The 23,586-nt window shown below is 69.0% G+C and carries 23 protein-coding genes and 2 tRNA genes; 10 read left to right on the plus strand and 15 right to left on the minus strand.

Annotated features, from left to right (window positions below; translation table 11 throughout):
- Positions 1 to 577: 577 nt before the first annotated feature.
- Both AB0K28_RS18425 and AB0K28_RS18430 read left to right on the plus strand, forming a co-directional pair.
- Positions 578 to 1,285 carry a hypothetical protein gene (locus tag AB0K28_RS18425; protein ID WP_364371216.1) on the plus strand — a complete coding sequence of 236 codons (708 nt, stop codon included), beginning with the start codon at positions 578 to 580 and terminating at the stop codon, positions 1,283 to 1,285.
- Positions 1,286 to 1,756: 471 nt separating this feature from the next.
- Positions 1,757 to 1,906: a hypothetical protein gene (locus AB0K28_RS18430; protein ID WP_364371219.1), complete on the plus strand. Its 150-nt coding sequence runs from the start codon at positions 1,757 to 1,759 to the stop codon at positions 1,904 to 1,906.
- 24 nt (positions 1,907 to 1,930) lie between these two features.
- Here AB0K28_RS18430 and AB0K28_RS18435 read toward each other — a convergent pair.
- The 6 genes from AB0K28_RS18435 to AB0K28_RS18460 all read right to left on the minus strand — a co-directional run bounded on the left by AB0K28_RS18435 (position 1,931) and on the right by AB0K28_RS18460 (position 7,918).
- Positions 1,931 to 2,007, minus strand: a tRNA-Met gene (locus AB0K28_RS18435).
- Positions 2,008 to 2,116: 109 nt separating this feature from the next.
- Positions 2,117 to 2,193 (minus strand) — tRNA-Met (locus AB0K28_RS18440).
- A 56-nt stretch (positions 2,194 to 2,249) separates the two neighbouring features.
- On the minus strand, positions 2,250 to 5,216 hold the full coding sequence (locus AB0K28_RS18445; protein WP_364371222.1) for a UPF0182 family protein: 2,967 nt from the start codon (positions 5,214 to 5,216) through the stop codon (positions 2,250 to 2,252).
- 129 nt (positions 5,217 to 5,345) lie between these two features.
- Complete coding sequence (locus tag AB0K28_RS18450) at positions 5,346 to 6,392, minus strand: PDZ domain-containing protein (protein ID WP_345389684.1); 1,047 nt, start codon at positions 6,390 to 6,392, stop codon at positions 5,346 to 5,348.
- Positions 6,393 to 6,402: 10 nt separating this feature from the next.
- Positions 6,403 to 6,828 carry a molybdenum cofactor biosynthesis protein MoaE gene (locus AB0K28_RS18455; protein WP_345389687.1) on the minus strand — a complete coding sequence of 142 codons (426 nt, stop codon included), beginning with the start codon at positions 6,826 to 6,828 and terminating at the stop codon, positions 6,403 to 6,405.
- Between the two features lie 16 nt (positions 6,829 to 6,844).
- Positions 6,845 to 7,918 (minus strand): NAD-dependent epimerase/dehydratase family protein, encoded by a 1,074-nt coding sequence (locus AB0K28_RS18460; RefSeq protein WP_364371818.1) that lies wholly within the window; start codon positions 7,916 to 7,918, stop codon positions 6,845 to 6,847.
- A 130-nt stretch (positions 7,919 to 8,048) separates the two neighbouring features.
- Here AB0K28_RS18460 and AB0K28_RS18465 point away from each other — a divergent pair, with 130 nt between their 5' ends.
- From AB0K28_RS18465 to AB0K28_RS18475, 3 genes are all read left to right on the plus strand, one after another.
- Complete coding sequence (locus AB0K28_RS18465) at positions 8,049 to 9,263, plus strand: zinc-dependent metalloprotease (protein WP_345409388.1); 1,215 nt, start codon at positions 8,049 to 8,051, stop codon at positions 9,261 to 9,263.
- A complete protein-coding gene (locus AB0K28_RS18470; RefSeq protein ID WP_364371226.1) occupies positions 9,260 to 9,820 on the plus strand; it encodes an NUDIX hydrolase in 561 nt (186 codons plus the stop codon). Before AB0K28_RS18465 ends, AB0K28_RS18470 begins: the two co-directional genes overlap by 4 nt.
- A 90-nt stretch (positions 9,821 to 9,910) precedes the next feature.
- A complete protein-coding gene (locus AB0K28_RS18475) occupies positions 9,911 to 10,840 on the plus strand; it encodes an endonuclease/exonuclease/phosphatase family protein (RefSeq protein WP_364371229.1) in 930 nt (309 codons plus the stop codon).
- On the opposite strand, the gene AB0K28_RS18480 is transcribed toward AB0K28_RS18475, so the two are convergent.
- From AB0K28_RS18480 to AB0K28_RS18490, 3 genes are all read right to left on the minus strand, one after another.
- Complete coding sequence (locus AB0K28_RS18480) at positions 10,827 to 11,411, minus strand: hypothetical protein (RefSeq protein WP_364371232.1); 585 nt, start codon at positions 11,409 to 11,411, stop codon at positions 10,827 to 10,829. The two genes, AB0K28_RS18475 and AB0K28_RS18480, sit on opposite strands and share 14 nt — an antisense overlap.
- A complete protein-coding gene (locus AB0K28_RS18485) occupies positions 11,408 to 11,923 on the minus strand; it encodes a M48 family metallopeptidase (RefSeq protein ID WP_364371235.1) in 516 nt (171 codons plus the stop codon). Before AB0K28_RS18485 ends, AB0K28_RS18480 begins: the two co-directional genes overlap by 4 nt.
- A 67-nt stretch (positions 11,924 to 11,990) precedes the next feature.
- Positions 11,991 to 12,773: an enoyl-CoA hydratase/isomerase family protein gene (locus tag AB0K28_RS18490; RefSeq protein ID WP_364371238.1), complete on the minus strand. Its 783-nt coding sequence runs from the start codon at positions 12,771 to 12,773 to the stop codon at positions 11,991 to 11,993.
- A gap of 241 nt (positions 12,774 to 13,014) precedes the next feature.
- On the opposite strand from AB0K28_RS18490, the gene AB0K28_RS18495 reads away from it, so the two are divergent.
- The 3 genes from AB0K28_RS18495 (at position 13,015) to AB0K28_RS18505 (ending at position 16,617) form a co-directional block, all read left to right on the plus strand.
- On the plus strand, positions 13,015 to 14,592 hold the full coding sequence (locus tag AB0K28_RS18495; protein ID WP_364371241.1) for a hypothetical protein: 1,578 nt from the start codon (positions 13,015 to 13,017) through the stop codon (positions 14,590 to 14,592).
- A gap of 62 nt (positions 14,593 to 14,654) precedes the next feature.
- The gene (locus AB0K28_RS18500; protein ID WP_364371244.1) at positions 14,655 to 16,001 is read left to right on the plus strand and encodes an AarF/UbiB family protein; all 1,347 of its coding nucleotides are present in this window, start codon (positions 14,655 to 14,657) and stop codon (positions 15,999 to 16,001) included.
- A gap of 409 nt (positions 16,002 to 16,410) precedes the next feature.
- A complete protein-coding gene (locus AB0K28_RS18505; RefSeq protein WP_364371247.1) occupies positions 16,411 to 16,617 on the plus strand; it encodes a hypothetical protein in 207 nt (68 codons plus the stop codon).
- Positions 16,618 to 17,170: 553 nt separating this feature from the next.
- On the opposite strand, the gene AB0K28_RS18510 is transcribed toward AB0K28_RS18505, so the two are convergent.
- The 5 genes from AB0K28_RS18510 to AB0K28_RS18530 form a co-directional block, all read right to left on the minus strand.
- Positions 17,171 to 17,335, minus strand: coding sequence for a hypothetical protein (locus tag AB0K28_RS18510; RefSeq protein WP_345389710.1), 165 nt, complete (start codon positions 17,333 to 17,335; stop codon positions 17,171 to 17,173).
- Between the two features lie 65 nt (positions 17,336 to 17,400).
- Positions 17,401 to 17,670 carry a WhiB family transcriptional regulator gene (locus AB0K28_RS18515; RefSeq protein WP_355426360.1) on the minus strand — a complete coding sequence of 90 codons (270 nt, stop codon included), beginning with the start codon at positions 17,668 to 17,670 and terminating at the stop codon, positions 17,401 to 17,403.
- Positions 17,671 to 17,799: 129 nt separating this feature from the next.
- On the minus strand, positions 17,800 to 18,063 hold the full coding sequence (locus AB0K28_RS18520) for a hypothetical protein (RefSeq protein ID WP_345389716.1): 264 nt from the start codon (positions 18,061 to 18,063) through the stop codon (positions 17,800 to 17,802).
- Positions 18,064 to 18,176: 113 nt separating this feature from the next.
- The gene (locus AB0K28_RS18525; protein WP_345389719.1) at positions 18,177 to 19,046 is read right to left on the minus strand and encodes an acyl-CoA thioesterase II; all 870 of its coding nucleotides are present in this window, start codon (positions 19,044 to 19,046) and stop codon (positions 18,177 to 18,179) included.
- 126 nt (positions 19,047 to 19,172) lie between these two features.
- Positions 19,173 to 21,221, minus strand: a complete 2,049-nt coding sequence (locus AB0K28_RS18530) for an ATP-dependent DNA helicase UvrD2 (protein WP_364371252.1) — start codon at positions 21,219 to 21,221, stop codon at positions 19,173 to 19,175.
- Between the two features lie 190 nt (positions 21,222 to 21,411).
- Between AB0K28_RS18530 and AB0K28_RS18535 the strand changes: the two genes are divergently transcribed.
- Together AB0K28_RS18535 and AB0K28_RS18540 are read left to right on the plus strand one after the other, a co-directional pair.
- Positions 21,412 to 22,269, plus strand: coding sequence for an alpha/beta hydrolase (locus tag AB0K28_RS18535; protein WP_364371255.1), 858 nt, complete (start codon positions 21,412 to 21,414; stop codon positions 22,267 to 22,269).
- A 75-nt stretch (positions 22,270 to 22,344) separates the two neighbouring features.
- Positions 22,345 to 22,593, plus strand: a complete 249-nt coding sequence (locus AB0K28_RS18540) for a mycoredoxin (RefSeq protein WP_355426373.1) — start codon at positions 22,345 to 22,347, stop codon at positions 22,591 to 22,593.
- Positions 22,594 to 22,596: 3 nt separating this feature from the next.
- Here AB0K28_RS18540 and nudC read toward each other — a convergent pair whose 3' ends face one another.
- Positions 22,597 to 23,568, minus strand: coding sequence for an NAD(+) diphosphatase (gene nudC / locus AB0K28_RS18545; RefSeq protein ID WP_364371258.1), 972 nt, complete (start codon positions 23,566 to 23,568; stop codon positions 22,597 to 22,599).
- Positions 23,569 to 23,586: the final 18 nt, after the last annotated feature.

Below are 23,586 nucleotides of genomic sequence, written 5' to 3' on the forward strand. Positions count from 1 at the left end.
TGGATGTCAACCAAAGGAATCCGTCAAAAATATGACGGGGTTGTGCATCATGCACTGGCTTTTAACACACTGTTGAGTTCTCAAGAAACGGACGCGTACATCCTCACCGAAACCACAAATCCTTGCGATCCCCGCTCGGAGGCGTTCACTCCGTTCGTTCTGTTGTGTCTTAATCTTTTCAGCCGCTCAAGTCCCTGTCAAATTGACCGGACCGGCTCGACTTTCCAAGAATTAAGCCGCGCCCCCTTTCGGAGACAACCCCTCTAACTTACCAGCCGATCCGAAGTGGTGCGAAACCAGCGACGGACGACCGCGAAGGTAGTGGGATTTGCCGGGCATCTCCGAGGCTCTGAGGAACCTCTCGATCGCCCTGCGGGAAGTAACTCTAGCAGCCTGCACCGCGTACTCGGGCCGACTCAGGTAATCAGGAGGTTCTTCCCTTCCCACCAGACACTCAAACCTCGGCAACGAGCTCCCCAGCCGGCACCGTGGGGCAAGCCGACCGCAAGTCATCCGCAATCACCCCCAGGTACGAAGTAGGTCACGAGCAGACTGCGCTCACGGAGAGGTGACCGCTATGACCCGGTCGGAGTTCGACGACATCCGCGCATTCCTCGCCGACGAGGCGACCCACGCTGATGACCTGCTGCGGATCGCCAGGACTCTGATCGACGACCTGGAGCACTCCCGGCTGCGCGAGGCCGTGCTGCGTACCCACTATCTGCGGCTGCTGACGGCGGCGCGGGCGACGGTGGCGGCCGACATCGTGGGCTCGCCCGATCCCCTCGGCTTCATCCGGCACGAGTTGGCCGAGCGGGGGCAGCTGCCGGAGGACGGTGAGGCCGTTTACCGCATCCTCGCCGACGCCCGAGCGGCGGCCGCCCTGCTCGCCTGCCTGGAGAGCCGCGACTGCGAGGGGCAGCCCCGCGAAGGACGGTCTCCCGAGGGACGGCCACTCGAAGGGCAAGCACTCCCAGAGGAGTTCCTCCCTGACCGAACTGAGGAGCTTCCGGGCCAGCCGGCGTTCGAAGTGCAGACGGTGGAAGGCCAGGCGGTGGAAGGCCAGGCCCAGGAGGGGGACGGACTGGACACGCGGGCGCCGGAGGGCAAGGGGCTCGTGGAGGGGCCGACGTTCACCGGGCAGGGCTTCGAGAGCCAGGACGTCCAGCTCGCGCAGGATACGCAGCTCCCCCTGGAGGGCGATGTGACGAACCAGAGCCCGCCGCGCTCCCGCGCCCCGCGAATGCGGAGCTGCATCGGCACCGCGCGCATCCTCCCCCGCTGAAGCGCCCGGTTCGCCTCGCCGCGGCGACGTCCTGTTCCGTAGGAGGGGCCATCCAGCCCCTCTGAGGCGACCATCCGACCTCGGTTGAGATGGTCAGCCCGACTTTCTGCGGCGACCACCCCGCCACGGGGGCGACCGTCCCGTTCCGGGGGGACCGTCCCACGTCGGGGTGACCGTCCCACCTCCGGGGCGGCCATCCCACCTCCGAGGCGACCGTCCTGTTACGGAGAGAGGGGCCATCCACCTCCCCGAGGCGACCATCCGACCCCGGCTGAGGTCGGCATCGTGTTTGGCTGCGACGGCCGGCCTGCGTCGCCCCGAGGGGCGCAGGTCAGGCGCTGACATGATGACGACTTCGGGCATACCCGCCCTTGGTCGACCGCCTGTAAGACTGCGCATATGTGGCAGCGGGGGCTGAATTGGGTGGCAGTCGGCTTGGTTGGGCTATTCGGCCTGATGTGGGTCGGCATCGTGATTTATGCGGATCAGGGGTCGCCCGGCTGGATGCGCGTCGTCCAGATCGTCTTCGGGGTGTTCCTGCTCGGCTGGGCCGTACGCAAGACCTACCTCATGATCAGCCACGCGACCCAGGAAACGAAGAAGTCCCCGGCCTCCGGATGATCCGGTGACCGAGGACTTCAATCTTGGTAGCGGGGACAGGATTTGAACCTGCGACCTCTGGGTTATGAGCCCAGCGAGCTACCGAACTGCTCCACCCCGCGTCGGTGTGTCTGCACTTACTCTACAGGCCCCGGAGGAGTGCTTTGACCACCGAGGTGGTCCGTTCACACGAAAGCCCGGTTTCCGTTTCCGGATCCCGGGCCTTCGGCCTGGTAGCGGGGGCAGGATTTGAACCTGCGACCTCTGGGTTATGAGCCCAGCGAGCTACCGAACTGCTCCACCCCGCGTCGTCGTGCTTATGAAGGCTACCGGGCGACGCGGGGCGGACGCAAACTGAATGACGCTAACCGGTCGGCGTGGCCGACGGTGACGCGCTGGGCGCGGCCGGCGGCGAGCCTGTCGGTGTGGCGGACGGTGCCGCCGACGGTGACGCCGGCGGGGAGCCTGACGGCGTCGGTGACGGCGAGGACTGCGGCTGGGCGTTCGCGCCCTTCAGCGCCTCCAGCGCATCCTCCAGCCGCTTCTGGGCGTCGCCGTAGGCGTCCCAGTCGGGCGGGCTGGCCTGCAGCGCCTTCTGGGCGTCGGAGTAGGCCTTCTGGGCGTTGGAGATCGCGGTGTTCAGCGCCGTGCTCGCCTGGTCGGGCTGAGCCTGCTGCTGCTCGTCCGTCTGTTCCTGCTCTTGCTGCTGCTGTTGCTGCTCACCGCCGAAGACCTCTTGCAGGGCCTCCTCGAGCGTGCGGGCCACACCGATCTTGCTGCCGAACGACACCAGGATGCGCTGCAGGATCGGGTATGGCTCCTGCCCGCCGCCCGCGGCCACCTGGATGTAGACCGGCTCGATGTAGACCAGCCCGCCCGCGTACGGCAGCGTCAGCAGGTTGCCGTAACGGACCGACGAGGCGCCGACGCCCAGCAGGTTGAGCTCACCCGCGAAGCGGCTCTGGAAGGCGTTCTGTGCCTGTCCTGGGCCGGGGATCGGGGTGCTGGACGGCATGCGCAGGATGCGCATCCGGCCGTATTCGCCGCTCGCCGACGAGTCGACCGCCATGAACGCCGCCAGGTTCGGACCCTGACGCGGCACGAACGTGGTGGTCAGCGAGAACGTCGGCTGGCCGCCCGGCATCGTGGTGGTCAGGTAGTAGGGCGGCTGCTTGATGTTCTTCTCGCCCTGGGTCGGGTCGTTGGGGACGTTCCAGAAGTCCTGGCCGCTGTAGAAGGCGGCCGGGTCGGTGATGTGGTAGCGCGACAGCGTGTAGCGCTGCACCTTGAACAGGTCTTCCGGGTAGCGCACGTGCTGCTTCAGCTCGGCGCTCATCTCCGAGGCCGGACGGATCGTGCCGGGGAAGGCGTTGCTCCAGGTCTTGAGCAGCGGGTCGTTGCTGTCCCACGCGTACAGCCGCACGGTGCCGTCGTAGGCGTCGACCGTGGCCTTGACGGAGTTGCGGATGTAGTTGATGCGGTCGCTCGGCTGCTGGGCGATGACGCGGCGGTCGGTCGAGGTGTCGCGCGTCATCTCGCCGAGGCTCTCGCTCTGCGAGTACGGGTAGTCGTTGCTCGTCGTGTAGCCGTCGACGATCCACTGCACCCGCCCCCCGATGATCGCCGGGTAGGCGTTGCCGTCGAGCGTGAGGTAGGGAGCGACCTTCTGGACCCTCTCCCGCGGGTTGCGGACGTACAGGATCTTGGAGTTGTCGTTGACGTCGCCGGACAGGACGATGTTCGCCTCGCCGTACTTGGCGGCGTAGAGGAGCCGGTTGAGGAACGAGCCGACGGGGACGCCGCCCCGGCCGGTGTAGGTCGTGTTCTTCTGGCCGGTGCCGCCGGTCTCCGGGTAGTCGAGCTCCTGCGGCGCGTTGGGGTTGCCGCCGGCGATGACGTATTCGGCCGAGGCCGGGTCTTCGCCGTAGTAGATGCGCGACTCCTTGAGCTGGGTGCTGTTGACCAGCGGACCCGTGACCGGCATGTCCTTGGCGTCGTAGTCGGGCAGGCCGCTGGTGTCGACCTTGTTGCCCGGCGCGGCGACGAAGCCGTAGCCGTGGGTGTAGACGAGGTGCCGGTTGATCCAGTTGTTCTGGCCCTCTGGCGGCCCGTCGAGCTCGCGGACGCCGACGATGTGGTCGATCAGCTTGCCCGAGCTGTCGGGGTAGCGGTCGACGTCGAGCGGGTCGGCGAAGCTGTAGAAACCTCTGATGCGCTGGGTCTGCTCGTAGGTCGAGGAGACCAGGGACGGGTCGAGCAGGCGCACGCCGGAGACGGAGGTGTCGCCGTTGGCCTGGACCTTGGTCGGGTCGGCCTGCGCGTTGTACGTCTCGACCTCTGTCTTGTCGACGTTGTACGCCTCGCGTGTCGCCTCGATGTTGCGCCCGATGTAGGGCGACTCCTTGCCCTGCTGGTTGGGCTTGACCTGGAACTGCTCGACCAGCGCCGGGTAGACGCCGCCGATGAGGATGGCCGAGAGCACGAGCAGGCCGAAGGAGACGCCGGGCAGCATGCCGCCCGGACGGACCACGCCGGCGAAGAAGAGCACGGCGCAGATCAGCGCGATGATCGCGAGGATGGTCTTGGCCGGCAGGACCGCGTTGACGTCGGTGTAGGAGGCGCCGTGGACGAAGCCCCGGTCGGAGAAGACGAGTCCGTACCGGTCGAGCCAGTAGGCCACGGCCTTGAGCAGCACGAAGACGCCCAGCAGCACCGACAGGTGGACGCGGGCCGCGCGGGAGGCGTGGACGCCGGGCGACTGCAGGCGGAAGCCGCCGTACAGGTAGTGCGTGATCGTCGCCAGCACGATCGAGATGATCACGGCGGTGAACAGGAAGTTCAGCACCATCCGGATGAACGGATAGTCGAACATGAAGAACGAGATGTCCATCCCGAACAACTTGTCCGTCTTGCCGAACGACTCCCCGTTGATGAACTGCAGCCACGTCTGCCACTGGCCCGAGAAGGACGAGCCGGAGAAGAGGGCGAGCAGCGCCATGCCGACGATGAAGATCAGCTTGCGGTGGGGGTCGAGCGCCATGCGGTAGCGGTCGGCTCCGCTGGCGCCGCCGAACATCGCCGGGCCGAACATAGGCCGGGTGCGGAAGGCGAGCAACATGTTGCCGCCCGCGATGGCGACCATGAGCACCGCTCCGACCAGGAACAGCACGATCTGGGTCAGCACCACACCGCTGAAGACCGTCGTGAATCCGGTCGCGTCGAACCACAGATAGTCGGTATAGATGCCGGAGAACAGGAAGAAGAATGCCACGATCGCCACGAGGGCGATCGCCACAGGCAGAAGCAGTCGCGGTCGGCGGGGCAAGCGCATCGCCCTGCCGGCTCCTGGGGTCCGGAAGCTCAAGGCCAACCCCTCGTCGTAATGAAGAAACGGTCCGTGTCTGGCAACCTACACCGCAGGGCCAGCCGTACGGCTAACGCACGGCGAGCGCCAGAAGTTTCATCCGGCCTCGCACGCGGGCACGTCGCCCTTGCTGGTGCGCAGCGCGTCGAGCGCCGCCACCGCGCTGTGCAACGTGTCGGCCCTGACCAGCCGTAGCCCGTCAGGAACGCTTTTGAGCGCCTCTGCGCAGTTGTCGGCCGGGGTCAGGAAGATCGTGGCGCCTGAGTCCTTGGCGCCGACCATCTTCTGCGCGATGCCGCCGATCGCGCCGACCTCGCCGGCCGGGGTGATGGTGCCGGTGCCGGCGATCTGCTTGCCGCCGGTCAGCTCTCCTGGGGTGAGCTTGTCGAGGATGCCGAGCGAGAACATCAGTCCGGCGCTCGGCCCGCCCACGTCGCCCACGTTGATGTCGACGTCGAAGGGGAACTTGTACTTCGCCTGCATCATGACGCCGACCACGGTCTGCGCCTGGGGGCCCGCGACCGTCTGCACGGTGACGTCGATCTTCTGTGTGCCTCTGGTGACGTTGAAGGTGACGCTCTCGCCCGGCTTGTGTGCCTTGACCGCGTCGGCGACGGCGGTGACGTCTTTCGTCTCCTTGCCGTCGACGGAGTTGATCTCATCGCCCTTCATCAGCTTGCCGTCGGCGGGCCTGCCCTTCTCGGTGGAGACCACGCCCACGACCATCGCGTAGGGGATCTTCAGCTCGTTGAGCGCGGCGGCGGTGGCGGAGTCTTGGGAGTTGGTCATCTCGACGGTGTTCTCCTCCTCGACCTCCTGCGCGGTGCGGTCGGGAGCGAAGATCGTCTCCTGCGGGACCACCGCGACGGTCGGGTCGAGCCAGCCGCGCAGCGCCGTCAGCAGGTCGATCTTGGCGGCGGGGCCGCCCTGGTAGGCGACCGTGACCAGTTGCAGCGAGCCGCTGGTGGGATAGGTCTGCCTGCCCTTGATCGCGATGACGGGCTTTTTGTTCACCTCGCCGATCGTGTTCTCCGTCGGGCCGGGGCTCAGCACGACGTACGGGACCGGCTGGAACGCGCCCGCCACGCCGAGCGCGAGCACGAGGAATCCCGCGAGCAGGAGCGTCAGGGCGCGTCGAGACATGTCTTCGAGCTTATTCGCCGGCGCCGACCCACTCGGTCTCGCCGTCGGCGAACGCCTGATGTTTCCAGATGGGGACGCGGGCCTTGAGGTCGTCGATGAGCCGCCGCGCGGCCTTGAACGCCTCGTCTCGGTGGGGCGCGGCGACCGCGACGATCACCGCGGTGTCGCCGAGCGCGAGGTCGCCCACCCGGTGGACGGCGGCCACGGCGGTCACCGGGAAGTCGGCGGCGACCTTCTCGGCCACCTGGCGCAGCTCGGCCTCCGCCGAGGGGTGGGCGGAGTAGGCGAGCCCGGTCACCGGCTTGCCGTGGTCCTGTTCACGCACGGTGCCGAGGAACAAGGCGGTGCCGCCCGCGGCGTGGTCGCGCACGGCGGCCAGCACCTCGTCGACCGAGAGCGGGGTCTCACGTATGCCGAGCAAGCGGATGACGTCCACAGAAAGAGCCTAACCGTTACGAGCGACGCTTCTTACGTACCTGACGGACGATCGCGGCGGTGCCGATGACGGCGACGGTGGCGCCGGCGGCGGTGAGCGTGGCCTCCTTGACGGGCAGGCGGCGCCCGACCACGGTCGTACGGTTCTCGCGCAGCTCCAGGAGCTGCTCGAACGAGGCCTCGTTCGTCCATTGGGGCTTCCAGCCCGCCTCGCGCAGCGCGGCGCAGTCGACGACCCACGGATAGACGACGTAGTGCAGGTCGGTGGCGGGCGCCGGGGTGACGCCGAGGCGGTGGAGGCGCTGCGCGGTGCCGAACGTCAGGCCGGCGGGCAGCTCAAGGCTCCTGATGCCCGAGAGCTCCTCGATCTGCTCGTGCTCGAGCCAGCCGTCGCTGCCGACCGCGACCACGCCGCTGACCAGGCCGCGGGCGGCCAGTTCGAGGGCGGAGACGAGGTCGTCGATGTGGCAGAACTGCCAACGGGGGTGGCAACCCTTGACCGTGAGCAGCCTGGGCGACTCGAAGTGGCGGGTGATCACGGTGTCGACGCCCGGGCCGACGACGGCCGCCGGGCGCAGCACGGTGATCTCCAGGCCGGGGTGGCTGCGCAGCGACCTGCGTACGAGGGACTCGATCTCCAGGAAGTCGCCCACCACGCCGGTGTCGGGCTCGGCGGCCACGGGGGCGTCTTCGGGCAGCGGCACCTCGTTGTCGGGTGCGGCGCCGTACACCATCGCGCTGGTGACCAGCACGACCTTGCGCACGCGTGCGGCGGCGCAGGCGGTGAGCACGGTCTGCGCGGCACGCAGGTTGTACGCCCGCCGCTCCCCCGGGTCGGAGTCGACGGCGTAGTCACCGGCGAGATGGACCAGGACGTCGATGTCGGAGATCCGGTTCGCCAAGAGCGGATCTCGTACGTCGATCACTCTCCACGTGGCCTCCTGGATGTCGCCGCGCTGCTCGTCGATGGCCACCACTCTGCGGAAATCCGCGGCGGATACGAGCCTCGCGAGCAGCTCGCGGCCCAGGCCGGAGGCCGCGCCTGTGACGGCGACGACGGGTTGGCGCGAGCGTTTCGAGGTTGGCACCAGGTCCTCACTTTGCACTGATCCGCCGTAGGACGACTAACGTGGCGGATGTGGACTCCTCCATCCTGCACGAGGTAGAGCGGTGACTGACCTGCCAGGTCGCGAAAACGACCCCAACGAGAACCCGTTCGCCATGTTCGGCAACCCTGAGCAGATGGCTCAGGCGATGCGCCAGTTCGCCGACATGTTGTCGGCGCCCCAGGGTTCAGGCCCTGTCAACTGGGACATGGCCAAGAACATCGCCAGGCACTCCGTGGTCGCCCAGGGCGACCCGAGTGTCATGGAAGGCGAGCGCCGCCAGATCGTCGAGGCGCTCAGCCTGGCCGACTTGTGGCTCAACGAGGCGACGACGCTGCCGAGCGGCGTGACGACGCCGCAGGCCTGGAGCCGGTCCGAATGGATCGAGAACACGATCCCGATCTGGCGCAAGCTGTGCGAGCCGATCGCCGAACGCATGGTCGAGACCATGGGCGGCGCGCTCGGTGGCTCCGGCCTGCCCCCTGAGGCCCAGCAGATGGCGGGGCCGCTGATGGGCATGCTGAAGCAGATGGGCGGCATGATGGTCGGCCAGCAGATCGGGCAGGCCATCGGGTCGCTGGCGCGCGAGGTGATCGGCACCACCGACATCGGTCTTCCCCTGTCCGACACGGCGGCGCTGCTGCCCGGCGGCATCGCGTCCTTCAGCGAGGGCCTCGAGATCCCGTCCGACGAGATCCGGCTCTATCTGGCGCTGCGCGAGGCCGCGCACCACCGGCTGTTCCAGCACGTCCCGTGGCTGCGCTCGCATCTGCTCGGCGCGGTCGAGGAATACGCCAGGGGCATCACGGTCGACACCTCCGCGCTCGAAGAGCAGATCCGCGGGCTCGACATCAACAACCCGCAGGCCATCCAGGAGGCGCTGAGCGGGGGCAACCTGCTCAAGCCCGAGGAGACCGAGCGGCAGAAGGCCGCGCTCGCGCGCCTTGAGACGATGCTCGCGCTGGTCGAGGGGTGGGTGGCCACCGTGGTCGACCGCGCTGCGCAGGGCAAGCTGCCCTCCGCGGTGGCGCTGGCCGAGACCGTGCGCAGGCGCCGGGCCACCGGCGGGCCCGCCGAGCTGACGTTCGGCACGCTGGTGGGTCTTGAGCTGCGGCCGCGGCGGCTGCGCGAGGCCGCGGCGCTGTGGCAGGCGCTGGAGAACGCGCGCGGCGTCGACGGGCGCGACGCGCTGTGGAGCCATCCCGACCTGATGCCGACGGCCGAGGACCTCGACGATCCCGACGCGTTCGTACGCGGTGAGGCCACCTGGGACATCTCCCAGCTCGAGGCCAAGCCCGGCGACGACGAGGGCGAGGAAGGCAAGAGTTGACCCTGCACGCCGACGCGGTGGCGGTGCTGTCCTCCTGGGCCGCGCCGACGCCAGAGGAAGAGGCGCTGCGCCTGGAGTTCCTCGATCACCTGCGCGCTCACGACGACGCGATGCTGCGCGAATGCGTGCCGGGGCATCTGACGGCGACGACGGCGGTGCTGTCGCACGACGGGTCCCAGGTGCTGCTCACGCTGCACCCGAAGGCCAAGATGTGGCTGCCGATGGGCGGCCATTGTGAGACATCCGACACGTCACTGGCGGAGGTGGCGTTGCGGGAGGCGTGGGAGGAGTCCGGCATCACCGGCCTGCGCCTGCTGCCCGGGCCGCTCGCGGTCGACCGGCACCTGGTGTGGTGCCATCCGCCGCACAGCTGGCATCTCGACGTCGAATACGCCGCGGTGGCGCCTCCCGACGCCACGAACGTGATCAGTGACGAGTCGCTCGACCTGCGGTGGTTCCCGGTCGACGAGATCCCCGAGCCGTCCGACGAGGCCACCAGGCGGCTGGCCGCACGCGGACGTGAGGCGCTTAGCTCAAGCTCACGCGCACTTGGCTAGAGTCCTTTTGCGTCGTTCCAAAGGGGGGCTCGTGTGGAGGGTTCGGCCGTCGGCGGCACGATCGTGACGCCGGTTCGCAAACGTCGCAAGATGCCTCGCACGGCGCTGACCTGGGTGGCCGTGACCCCGTTCGCCGCGTGGGCGGTGGCCAGGGTGGCCGGTCTCGAACGCGGGTCGCTGCCGACCCAGCTCATGACGGCGACCCCGTACGCGGCGGCCGGTTCGCTGCTCCCCCTCCTCATCGCGGCGCTCGGACGCAGGCGCGCCGCGACCGTCGTCGCGCTGCTCGCGACGACGGCGCTCGGCTTCAGCGTGCTGCCGAGGGCGCTCGGCACCGCCGACGCGGCCAAGGGCAGGCCGCTCCAGGTGATGACGGTCAACATGTTGTTCGGCAAGGCCGACGTCGGGACGATTCTGCAGCTCGTACGCGAGTTCAGGCCCGACGTGCTGAGCACCCAGGAGCTGACGCCGGGGGCGGTCGCCGACCTCGACACGGCCGGTTTGAAGGAGCTCATGCCGTACCGCGTGCTGGAGGACGAGTGGAACGCCAGCGGCAGCGGGCTGTTCTCCCGGCATCCGATGGAGCCGCTCACGAGCTGGAACGCGCCGGCCGGGCACCACATGCCGGCGGCGACGATAGAGTTGCCCGGGGGCGAGCCGATCGAGTTCATCGACGCGCATCCGTTCCCGCCGCTCGGGCCGCAGGTCACCGACTGGAAGCGGGCCCTTGAGTCCTTCCCGTCCGCCTCGCCCGACCGGATCAGGATCATCGCGGGCGACTTCAACGCCTCGCTCGACCACTCCTCCATGCGCCGGCTGCTCGCGCGCGGCTACAAGGATGCCGCCGACGAGGTCGGGGCCGGGCTGATCCCCACGTGGCCGGCCAACAAGAAGGTGCCGCCGCTCATCACCATCGACCACGTGCTGGTCGATCGGCGGGTGGGAGTGCAGGAGGTGAGTGTGCGGGACGTGCCGCGCACCGATCACCGCGCCGTGCTGGCCCGGCTCACCGTGCCGTGATCAGCGCTCTGGTGCTCTCCCAGCCCTCCAGGCCGGGGTCGAGGCGGGCGAGGTCGTGCGGGGTGCGCAGGCGGTGCCAGCCAGGGGTGGTCGCCACTCTGCGGGGGCCGGGGGCCTGCGCGCGCAGGTCTTTGACGACGTCGTACGCGTCGAGGTCGGGCTCGGCCCACTCCGGCGCGGGCAGGGCGCAGGCCATGGCCACGGCTCCGCCGTTCTCCGCGGGGCAGATCGTGATCTCGGCCCGGCCCAGCTCCCTGAACAGCTTGCCCACCAGCAGGGGCGGCAGGTCGGGCGCGTCGGCGCAGATGACCGCCGCCTGATCGGCCTTGAGGCGGGCGAGGGTGGTTCTCAGCGGTTCGCCCTCGGCGATCGTGATCACCTCGGTGCCCGGCCAGACGATGTCGTCGAGACCGGGGACGCTGGTGGCGAGCACGGGGGTGACGAGGTCGAGGCCGGCGACCATCTCGTACGTGTCCTCCGCCACCGCCTCAAGGAACCGCGCGGGATCGACGCCCTCGGGCGCCGCGTCCGCCATGTGCCGATGAACCAGGACCGCGACGATGCGCGTCAACACTCCTCCGGTGCGGTGTGGGCCGCGGCGGAGAATCCCTCAAGGAACCCGCGGGCCCGCTCCGCCTTCGGATACTGTTCTACCAGTGCCCAGAACTTGGGCCCGTGGCTGGGCACCAGCAGGTGCACCAGCTCGTGGATGATCACATAGTTGATGACCCACTCGGGCAGGCCCTTGAGCCTGGTGGAGATCCGGATCGTCCCGGTCTCTGGGGTGCACGAGCCCCAGCGGTGCTGCTGGTTGTCCACCCAGCGCACGCTCACCGGGTCGGGCTCGCCGTCCAGATATCTGGCCGACAGCTCCTTGGCCCGCTCGAGCAGAGCCTCGTCGGTCGGCCTTCGACGTTGTTCTTTCGCGGCCAGCCGATCCAGCATGCGGCTCACCCATTCATCCGCGTCTTCACCGCTCAGCCAGGCGGGCAGGAGCACGATCGTCTTGTCGCCGTCGCGGTAGGCGGAAACCGTACGCCGGCGACGAGAACTGCGACGAACCTCGACTGTCTCGGGGGGCACATATGCACGTTAGCCGAGACTGACGAAATCCCACAGAGGGTGGACCATGTTTCTGCTGGTCAGATGATTAAGAGCCGGTGAATTTGGGCATGCGCCTTTCCCGATGGGCGGTCAGGCCCTCGATCATGTCGGCGGAGGCCATGGTCACGGGCTGGGCCAGGGATTCCCACATCAGCGCGGCTTCCAGGTCTTGATGGTCTTGGTTGAGGGCTACTTTGGTGAGGCGCGTGGCAATGGGGGCGTTCTGGGCGATCTTCCGGGCGATGGCCTCCGTTTCCGACATTAGATGATTTTTCGGGAAAGATTGATTTACTAGTCCTTTGTCGGACGCTTCCCGCCCAGAGACGGTGCGACCGGTCAGCAGCATCTCCGCCGCCAGCCGCGCGCCCGCCCTCTTCGGCAGCAGGTACGTGGCGGCCATGCCCGGGTGCAGGCCCAGCGACGTGAACGGGGCCAGCAGCTTGGCGTCGTCGGCGGCGTACACGAGGTCGCAGGCCAGCGCCACGCACAACCCCGCACCCACCGCGGGGCCGTTGACGGCGGCGATCGTGGGGATCTCGAGCTCGGTGATCGCCAGCCAGGTGCGGTAGAAGGCGAGCATGCGGTCGCGGAGTCGCGGGACGGCCTCCGTACCGCGCTCGCCGATCCACGACAGGTCACCACCGGACGAGAACGCCGACCCCGCCCCGGTCACGACCAGGCACCGCGCCTGCCTGTCATCGCGCAGCTCCGCCATGACCGCCCGCCACTCGGCCGTCATGGTGTCGGTCATGGCGTTGCGCATGTCGGTGCGGTTGAGGGTGATGAGCACTACTCCATCGTCTTTGCGATCAACCAAGAGCTCGTTCATGCGGGGAAGCGTAACCCCGCCCCACTCCCCCATCTCCGCCCCACCGCCCAGCACCTCAACGCTCCACCTCCCGCCACCCGTGTTCTCTGGCCCTCCTTTCCTTGACCGCTTCGCTCTCGCGCCGGTGCGCCAGAGCGTCCTGGTGGTCGCTTATCCACAGGTCAGTCGCCATGTGCCTGGTTATCCACAGTCAGGGCCGAAGTCCCTCCTGATCTTGCTTGGCCGTGAAAATCTTCCGGCCATGAGGCCACGTGTGAAGCCCGCCCTCCGGCACCTCCTGCGCGACGAGAGCACCCTCCAGCTCGGCACGCATCCGCTCAGAGCGGTGATGCTGAGCGGACTGACCGAGCGGGTGCTCAAGTGGATCGAGAGTCTCGACGGCACGCGGGAGATGGAGACCGTGCTGGAGGAAGCCGCGCTCGCGGGGCTCGACGAGCCGCGCGCCCGGTGCCTGATCGACCATCTCGCGGCCCAGGGCGCGCTCCACGACGCCTCACTCGAACCCGGTTGCCTCAGCGACCTGCCGCTGGCCCAACGCGACCGGCTCAGACCCGAACTCGACGCCCTCGACCTCGCCTCGACCACTCTCGACGGCATGATGACGACGTTCGAACGCCGCCGCCAGGCCCGCGTACGCGTCTACGGCGCGGGCCGGGTCGGCGCCCAGATCGTCGCCCTCCTCGCGGCCGCCGGCGTGGGCAACATCCGCGTGCTCGACCCGGCGCTCGCCCGGCCGGCCGACCTCACACCAGGCGGGTTGACCTGGGCGGAAGTGGGCCTCCCCCGGGAGGTGGGCGCGGTCGCCATCGCCCGCCGCCTCACCGCCGGCGACCCGCCACCTCCGTCGCACATCCAGTCCGAGGACCTGGCCCAGCGCATCCCACCCCCGGCCGGACCTGCCCCTACGACACGCTTCCCGCAGGACTCGGCGGTGCGCTGGGGCGGCATCACCCCGTCCATCACCGGACACCCAGCCCGGGCCGTGGTCACCCATTCACCCACCCCACCGGCCGCCCGCCCTTCCCCTCAGCGCACCACTCCACCCTCCCCACGAACAGGCGGCACGTCTCCGGCGCAGGCGGCGAAACCGGCGCAGGGACCAAGGCCGGCGCAGGCGACACGACGGGAGGAGACCCCAGGTCCTGGATCCAGGTCTGAGCCTGGGACCGGGTCGAAGCGGGGGTCTGCGCCTGGAGCTGAGGAGGGGGCGGCGGCCGGATCCCGAGGGAAGAAACCGGCGCGGAGGCCGAAAGGGGTGCCGCGGGTCAGTGCGTACGAGAGCGAGTTGGGTGAGGAGGCGTGCCGACCGACGGTCAATGTGCTCGCCGGAGGGCCGTATCTTGGGGACAAGACCGATCGACCTGACCTCGTCATCCTGGCGCCGGTCACTCCCCTCGACGGGGTGCTGGTCAACGAGCTGATCGACCTCGACATCCCCCATCTTCTGGCATCCGCCTTCGAGGGACACGGCACGGTGGGCCCGCTGGTCCTGCCGGGCATCACGGCGTGCGTGCACTGCCTCGACCTGACCCGGCGCGACCGCGACCCGGAGTGGGGGATGGTCACGGCACAGCTGGGCGGCTATCCGCCGGGCGAGATCGCCTGCGACGTGGCGCTGGCGGGCGTCGTCGCGGCGGGGGCGGTGGGGCACGCGCTGGCGTTCCTCGACGGAAAAACCCCTGCTGTGACCAACGGCACAGTGGAGGTAACGCCTGATTGGCGGTGGATAGGGAGATCGTGGGTGATACACCCGCAATGTCGCTGTATGCGAAACAATCGATATTCGCTAAGAATGGTCATGGCACCCAACCGCGACTGACGTGCTCAAAGGATGATCACGAAGGGGGGAAGCGGTATCTCGCCGAGGTTCCGCGCATCAGTGTGAACGATCTCCCGCGCCGTGCCGTCACGCGCTCGGCCAAGTTGGCCACCCTTCCGCTCGGTTTCGCCGGCCGCGCCGCCCTCGGCCTGGGCAAGCGCATCGGCGGCAAGTCGGCGGAGATCGTGGCCCAGGAGGTGCAGCAGCGTACCGCGGAGCAGGTCTTCAAGGTGCTCGGCGAGCTCAAGGGCGGAGCGATGAAGCTCGGCCAGGCCCTGTCGATCTTCGAGGCGGCACTGCCGCAGGAGATCGCCGGCCCCTACCGCGCCACGCTCACCAAACTCCAGGAGGCCGCGCCGCCACTGCCGGTGTCGACCGTGCACAAGGTGCTGGCCGAGCAGTTGGGTGACGACTGGCGCAAGCACTTCCAGTCGTTCGACGACCAGCCGACCGCCGCCGCCTCCATCGGGCAGGTGCACAAGGCCGTGTGGCAGGACGGCCGGGTCGTCGCCGTCAAGATCCAGTACCCGGGGGCGGGCAAGGCGCTGCTCGGCGACTTCGCGCAGCTCTCGCGGCTGGGCAAGCTGTTCGGGGCACTGCTGCCGGGGCTCGACATGAAGTCGGTGCTGAGCGAGCTGCGCGAACGCATCGCCGAGGAGCTCGACTACCTGCGTGAGGCCGAGGCGCAGCACGCGTTCGCGCTGGAGTTCAACGGCGACCCCGACTTCTACGTGCCCGACGTGGTGGCCGCCAACGAGATGGTGCTGGTCACCGAGTGGATGGACGGCACGCCGCTGTCACGCATCATCGCCGAGGGCACCAAGGAGCAGCGCGACCAGGCGGGGCTGCTGTTCGTACGGTTCCTGTTCTGCTCCCCGGCGCGGGTCGGGATGCTGCACGCCGACCCGCACCCGGGCAACTTCCGCATGCTGGATGACGGGCGGCTCGGCGCGCTCGACTTCGGCGCCGTCAACCGGTTGCCCGAGGGGTACCCGAAGGCGTTCGGGCAGCTCACCCGGATCTTCAACCAGGGTGACATGGAGACCGTCATGACCGGGCTGCGGCAGGAGGGCTTCATCCGCGAGGACATCGACATCGACCCCGACGCGCTGCGCGCCTTCCTCGCGCCGTACGTGGAGCCGACGGCGGTGGAGGAGTTCACCTTCAGCCGGGAGTGGTTGCAGGCGCAGGCCGCCAGCGTGACCGACCTTCGGCCCACGAACGTGGTCCGCCAGCTCAACCTGCCGGCCTCGTACGTGCTGATCCACCGTGTCCACGCGGCCGGCATCGGCGTCCTCTGCCAGTTGGGCACCACGGCCCGCTTCCGCGACGAGGTCATCCGCTGGGTGCCAGGCTTCGCCGACGACGCCGACCCCAACCCGGACGACGAAGCCCTGGCCGTCGGCTGACCCGAGTTCATGTCTGGGCGCTGAGCTCGGCTGACTGAGACGGACGAGCGGCACCATCGACCTCGATGGCGCCGCTCGGTGCCTGCCCCAGTCAGCGCTACTCGCTGTCATCCGCCCCGCCAACGGGCACTCGGGCAGCCCTTACGCCGGTGACGCCTGCCCGGCCAGCGCCCCATATGCCGGTGACGCCTGCCCGGCCAGCGCCCTCTTGGTGGGGTGCTCCGAGGTCTGTTGGCAAAGACTCTGGGCTCGGGGCGGAGTCCGGAGGGGTTGATTGCGGGGACACATCCCGTCATGTGAGGCCGGGGTTGGTGCCGTGCGCGCGCGGGGTGAGGTGGGGTGGCTTGAGGAACCATTACTCTGTGCAATCATACGAGGGCTAAAAGTTACTCTCCGTTGGGAGGCATCTATGCACCGTTCCGTGCGCCTGTTCGGCGCCGCTGTCCTCGCCGGCATGGGGTTGCTCGCGGGCGCTCCTGCTGCGAACGCCGTCGTCGATCCTGTCGCTCTGCTCGAATGCGTGACGGCCGGGGTCGGCGAGGTCACCACCCTCGTGGATCCGGCGGCTCCGGGGCTTCCCGCTGAGCTTCCCCTGGTGGGTTGCACTGCTCCTTGAGCTCAGGTGGCCGGGCCGGGAGCTCGGTGAGCGGGCATGGCAGTGAGCGATTCGCGGTTGTGGATGGTCCGTCGTCGTGAGTGGTTGCGGTGCGCGACGAGGACTGTGATCGGCCGCGATCGCTCCTGGCCATGGATCTCGGGCTTGTGGTTCTGGTGCACGGGTGTCGTGCCTGCTATCGGAGATGCGCACATGAACAGACGGGTAGTGCGCAGGGATCAGTCCGCCCTCAGCGGTGGCCCTGGGGTTTCGGTGGCTGTGGCAAGGAGTTCTGTGACCGGTGTGGAGGCGTGACCGGTGATGGTGGTGCTGTGAGAGTTGAGGAGCCCGGGCTCGGTGCGTTGAGGGGCCCGGGCTAGGTGGGGTGAGGGGCCCGGGCTCGGTGAGGTGAGGGGTCGGGCGGTGGGGTGAGGGGGTCGGGTGGTGGGGTGAGGGGGTCGGGTGGGTGGGGGTGTGGGTGAAAAGGGGAGAGCCGGGCGCTTGGCTGTGCGCCCGGCTCTCTTTATTCACAAGTTCCGGTGGGAGATCCTGCGCCGGCGGCAGGACCTGCCGGTCAGAACTCGCGGCTCAACACCCTGCGGAGGCGCTCGTTCGCGCGCGTGACGCCGCGTCGCGCGCGCTGCACGCGCTGGGCGCGCAGGATGACGCGCTGCTCAGCGGCCTCACGGTGGAGGGTTTGTATTCGGTCATTCACCAGGTCATGGATGAGATCCGGCACTAGCAGACTCCTCGTCGGCTGGGTCCTCATGATCGTTTCTTCTCTCTTTCGGTTGGTGCGGTGTTTCAGGCAGCGACCGGGTGCTTGCGGGGACGCCCACGCGGACGCTTGCGGGGAACGATCGTTCCCCTGAGGATGAGCTCCCCGCCCCAGACGCCCCAGGGCTCTTCGCGCTCGAGCGCGCGCTCCAGGCAGGCCTTCTGGATCGGGCAGCCGCCGCAGAGTGCCTTGGCGAACTCGACGTCCTCCGGCGACTCGGCGAACCACAGGTCAGGGTCGGTACGACAGGGGATCTTGGCTTCGTCGATCAGGTCCATGATCGTCTTCGCCCCCATCTGCTTCTCCTTTTGATCGATCTTTTTGATCTTGGTCGGGCACCTCGTAGGTGGTCGGAGATCACGGACAAACAAGAAGGCCGCGGATCCTGTCTGTGGATCCGCGGCCTGGGGGCTGCTGTAAGCCGGTCAGGTTATGACCGGAGCATCCCGCCAGGGTTGCGGACCGCACAGTCCACCCTTGGTGAGCTGGTTGGCCGGCAGTTCGATACGTCCCGCATAGACAGGGGCACCTTCCGCGGCCACACCGGAGTGAGCTCGCGCGATGAAGGCGGCGGCCTGACGACGGGCAGACTTCTCCTGCCGGAGCTTGGCGGCACCGGCAAGCAGCACCACCGAGTCACGGCACGCGGAGGCGAACCACGGCGTGGCAGACATCTCGATGCTGATCACTGGGATTCACCTCCACTCTCGGGATCGTCGGAACTAGACCGTCCGACTCGCTTGACCAAGACCCTAAACCGGATTGCCGGGAAGGGGCAACATATTTTCTACCTGCGATTTCGTCACTTCGTCCGGCGGATCATGGCCTCTTGTACGACCGAGACCACGAGCTCTCCAGACGCGGTGAACATCTCGCCCCGGGCCAGTCCCCTGGCCCCGGCGGACCAGGGAGATTCCTGAGCATAGAGCAGCCAGTCGTCGGCCCTGAACGGGGCGTGGAACCACATGGCGTGGTCGAGCGAGGCGCCCATGATGTCGGAGGCGCCCCACGCCATGCCGTGCGCGAGCAGGATGGTGTCGACGAGCGTGTAGTCGGAGGCGTACGCCGCCAGCACGACGTGCAGCAGCGGGTCGTCGGGCAGCTCGGCGTCGTAGCGGAACCACACGTTCGTCTGCGCGCTGCGCAGCGCCGGGTCGAGGTGCGCCTCCCAGGTGAGCGGCGAGGCGTAGCGGGCGTCGACGGGGCGCGGCCGGGCTGCCCAGTCGCGCAGCTCGGGGTGGTCGCCGACGAGCTCGAACATGCGGTCCTGGAACGTCGGCAGCGTCTCGGGGTCGGGCACCTGGGGCAGCACCGACGCCTGGTGCGCGACGCCCTCCTCGGCGACGTGGAACGACGCCGACATCGTGAAGATCGCCTTGCCGTGCTGGACGGCGACGATGCGGCGGGTGGTGAACGAGCGCCCGTCGCGCAGCCGCTCGACGTTGTAGACGATCGGGATCGAGGGGTCGCCAGGACGGATGAAGTAGGCGTGCAGGGAGTGCACGTTGCGGTCCTTGGGCACGGTACGTCCGGCCGCCACCAGTGCCTGGGCCGCCACCTGACCGCCGAAGACCCGCTGGATGCGCTCCTCCGGGCTCCTGCCGCGGAAGATGTCGAGCTCGATCTGCTCAAGGTCGAGCAGGTCCAGCAGCTCTTTCAGCGCCTCGTTCACGTGTCGTCCCCCTTGGATGTTCCGGTCCTGCGACAAGTGTGACGTGCCGCCCGTACCGGGGTGAAAGCCGGGCCCAGTTCAGCCGGAATGATGTCGTCTTTCCGTTGCGTCCCCGTTACGGCGGTGTCAGGAGGCGCGGCAGAGAGCGAGGACGGCCTCGCCGTACCGGTCGATCTTGACCTTGCCGACGCCCGCGATCGACAGCAGCTCCTGCTCGGTCGCCGGCGCCCGCTCCGCGATGGCCTGCAGCGTGACGTCGGTGAAGATGACGTACGGCGGGACCTTGGTCTCCTTGGCGGTGGCCGTGCGCCACGCCTTGAGGCGCTCGAGCAGCGCCTCGTCGTAGTCGGCGGGGCAGGTGGCGCAGCGGCCGAGCTTCTGCTCGGTCGCGGCGGTCAGCGTCTTGGCGCACACCCGGCAGTTGACCGGCGCGGCCACCTGACGGCGCTCGGCGCGGGCGGACTGCGCCACCCGCGGCGCGGCGGGGGCGCGGCCGGTGAGGCCGTCGAGGAAGCGGGACGGCCGGCGGCCCTTCCGGCCTCCTGGTGCCCTGGCCGCCGCCCACGAGATCGACAGGTGCTCCCTCGCGCGGGTGATGCCGACGTAGAGGAGACGGCGTTCTTCCTCGATCTGCTCGGGACTCTCGGCGTAGATGATCGGCAGCATGCCGTCGGTGACGCCGACGAGGAAGACGGCGTCCCACTCCAGGCCCTTGGCGGCGTGGAGTGAGGCGAGGGTGACGCCCTCGACGGGCGGCGCGTGCTGCTCGGAGGCGCGGCGTTCGAGCTCGGTGACGAACGCCGGCAGGTCGGCGCCCTCGGCCGCCATGTCCTCGGCGAGGTCGGCCAGCGCCTTGAGCGACTCCCACTTCTCCCTGGCCTTGCCGCCGCCGGGCGGCGAGGGGGTCAGGCCGACGCCGCCCAGGATGTGGTGGACCTCGGAGGCCAGCGGCTCGCCCGCGGCGGAGCGGGCCGCGCCGCGCAGCAGCACGACGGCCTGGCGGACCTCGGGGCGCTCGAAGAAGCGCTCGGCGCCGCGCAGCACGTAGGGGATCTCGGCCTTGGCCAGCGCCTCCTCGTACGCCTCCGACTGCGAGTTGACCCGGAACAGCACGGCGATCTCGCGCGACGGCACGCCCTTGTCGATGAGCTTCCTGATCGACCTGGCGACGTCGGCGGCCTCGGCCGGCTCGTCGTCGTATTCCTTGAAGGCCGGCTTGGGGCCGTCGGGGCGCTGCGCGACCAGCTCGAGGCGGTGGGGCGACTTGCCCTTGGCGATGACGAGGTTGGCGAGGTCGACGACCTGCGGGGTGGAGCGGTAGTCGCGGACGAGCTTGATGACGGCCGCGCCGGGGTGGTCGACGGAGAAGTTCGTGAGGTAGCGGGGGCTGGCGCCGGTGAAGGAGTAGATGGTCTGGTTGGGGTCGCCGACCACGCACAGGTCGTCGCGCCCGCCGAGCCAGGTGTCGAGCAGCAGCTTCTGCAGCGGGTTGACGTCTTGGTACTCGTCGACCACGAAGTAGCGGTATTGCTGGCGGATCTGCGCCGCGACCTCCTGGTGCTCGGTCATCACGGCGGCGGTGAGCTCGAGGATCGTCTCGAAGTCGACCAGGTGGCGCTCGCGCCTGATCTGCTCGTACGCGTCGTAGACGTCGGCCAGCTCGGCCGGCGTGATCGGCGGGGTGCGGTGGTATTTCGCGGCGGCCGCCACGTAGTCCTCGGGACCGATCTGGGTGACCTTGGCCCACTCGACCTCGGAGGCGATGTCGCGCAGCTCGGCGCGCTCGACGTTCCTGCGCAGCCGGCGGCACGCCTCGCCGAGCACCGGCAGCTTCGACTCGATGACCGACGGCGCCGCGCCGCCGATGACGCGCGGCCAGAAGTAGGTGAGCTGGCGCAGCGCCGCGGCGTGGAACGTGCGGGCCTGCACGCCGGGCGCGCCGAGCGCGCGCAGCCGCTGGCGCAGCTCGCCGGCCGCCCGAGTGGTGAATGTCACAGCCAGTACGCTCTGCGCGTCGATGACGCCGCTGCGGACCGCGTACGCGATGCGGTGGGTGATCGCCCTGGTCTTACCCGTCCCCGCACCTGCGAGCACGCACACCGGGCCGCGCACCGCCTCGGCGACGGCACGCTGCTCGGGGTCGAGCCCGATCAGTACGTCATCCGCGTTGTTCACCCCTGAATCCTCCCAGCCGCTGGCGGTGCCAGACTTTATTCTGGCAACATGCGCCCCGGCGTATGTTCATCGTCACCGAGATGCAAAAGGATGGTCTCTTCCCCCACAATGGGGCCCGACCATGTGCATGGGGGAAAGGAAGGCCGTGCGAACTGCGGTTTGCGTGAGCGCCCTCGCGCTCGCTGCCGTTGTGCTCACACCTGTCGCCGCGAGCGCCTCTGGCGATCCCACCCCGCTGCCGACGGTGCACAACCCCATCGACGCACAGGGCCTTGGCGGGTTATCGGTCGAGACCGTCCGCTACGGCTCGCACCAGCGCCAGAGCATGGACGTGTGGTGGACGCCCGACGGCCAGCAGCGGCCCGGCGTCTTCCTCATCCATGGCGGCTGGTGGTCCAGCGGCGACAAGAAGTACATGAAGGAGATCGTCCGGGGCTACGCCGAGCTGGGCTACACGGTCTTCAACCTCAACTACCGGCTGTCCAGTGACGCGGCGTGGCCGGCGCAGCGCAGTGACGCGCTGGCGGCCATCGCGCTGGCGCGCAAGCACGCCGACAAGTGGGCGTTTGACCCGAAGAACTACGTGCTGGTCGGGTTCTCCGCGGGCGGGCACATCGCGGCGGCGGTCGGCACGTACGGTGACGGCATCAACGGGCTCAAGGGCGTGGTCGGGCTGTCGCCGATCATCTCGCCGCTGCGCGCGTACTCCGACGGGGCCAAGTCGCCCGACCCGAACAAGCGCAGGCTGCGTACGGCGGCGATCAAGCTGGCCGGCGGCTGCGCGCCCAAGGGCAAGTGCTCGCGGGTCTGGGCCAGCATGGAGGTGGCCTGGCACGCCAGCCGCAAGGACGCGCCGATGCTGACCGTGCACTCGAAGGACGAGTTCGTGCCGCCGGTGCAGAGTCAGTTGCTCAAGCAGATGCTCGGCCAGGTGGGCGTGCCGGTGACGGTGCTGACGGCGCCGGGCACCAACCACAGCTCGCCGCTCTATCGGGAGCCGGGCGTGGCGGAGCGGGTGCAGGCATGGATCGCGGAGCGCATCGGGTAAGAATCTGGGATTAAGCGGACGTCGCAGGTTGTTGCACGGATCGCTTGATTTCCTGACCTTGGAGGGATTCCTCAGATGGCGCTCACGGTCTACAGCACTACGTGGTGCGGCCCCTGCAAGCGGCTGAAGGCCCAGCTCACCCGCGAGGGCATCGCTTTCAAGGACGTCGACATCGAACGCGACCAGGCGGCCGCCGAGTTCGTGGAGAGCGTCAACAACGGCAACCAGGTGGTGCCGACCGTGGTCATCGAGACCCCCAAGGGGCGCGTCGTGCGGACGAACCCCTCGGCCATGGAGGTCAAGGCCCTGCTCGGAGCGGCCTGACGGTCACCAGTCGCCGATCAGCTCGCCGCCGTACCAGGTCTCGATCAGGCGGCGGGCGATCGACACGGGCGGCGGCAGGCGCAGCTCGCCGGAGTCGAGGGCGCGGAGCAGCTCTGTCCTCGAATACCAGTGCGCCTCGGCGATCTCGTCGGCGTCGGGGGTGAGCGTGGTCGTGGTGGCCTCGGCGAAGAAGCCGAGCATGAGGCTGCGCGGGAACGGCCAGGGCTGGCTGCCGAGATAGCGCGGGTTGGCGACGGTGATGCCGACCTCTTCCGCCACTTCGCGGATGACCGCCGCCTCCAGCGACTCCCCCGGCTCGACGAACCCGGCGAGGATCGACAGCCGCCCCTCGGGCCATTGCGGGCCGCGGGCCAGCAGGCAGCGGTCGTCGGGGTCGCGGATCAGCATGATGACGGCGGGATCGACGCGCGGGAAGTGCTGGCTGCCGTCGCTCGGGCAGACCCTGACGTGGCCGCCCGCCTGCATGGTCGTGCGGGTGCCGCAGCGCGGGCAGAACTCGTGGGTGGAGTGCCAGGCCTCCAGCGCCACGGCGTGCACGAGCAGGCCCGCGTCGCGGTCGCCGAGCAGCCCGCCGACCTGGCGCAGCCCGGCCGCGACAGGACGGCCCTCCGGCGTGTCGCGCAGCCCCATCGGGGTGGTGAGCCGGCCGTTGACGTCGCCGGCGGGCAGCCCCGGCAGGGGCGCGGCCACCGCGAAGTAGGCGGCGCCGTCGTCGACGCCCAGGAGGTAGCGCGGCCCAGGCGGCGCCTCGGCCGGCGTGAGCAGCACCGCGTGCACCTCGTCATCCGTGCGCCGCACCAGCGTGTGGCCGTTGTCGATGACCAGCACCCTCGTCGCAGGGTCGGACCACGCCTGCTCCAGCCACCCGTCGTCGGCGCGCAGCACCGATGATCTGTCGGTGGTCCCCCGTGCGAGGAGCAGTGGTCCGATGAGCTTGTCTTCCGCGGTCTGCACTGGCCGCCCCCTCCCGAT

Origin of the sequence: Nonomuraea sp. NPDC049504 (genome assembly GCF_040676845.1) — a bacterium.
Classification (GTDB): domain Bacteria; phylum Actinomycetota; class Actinomycetes; order Streptosporangiales; family Streptosporangiaceae; genus Nonomuraea; species Nonomuraea salmonea.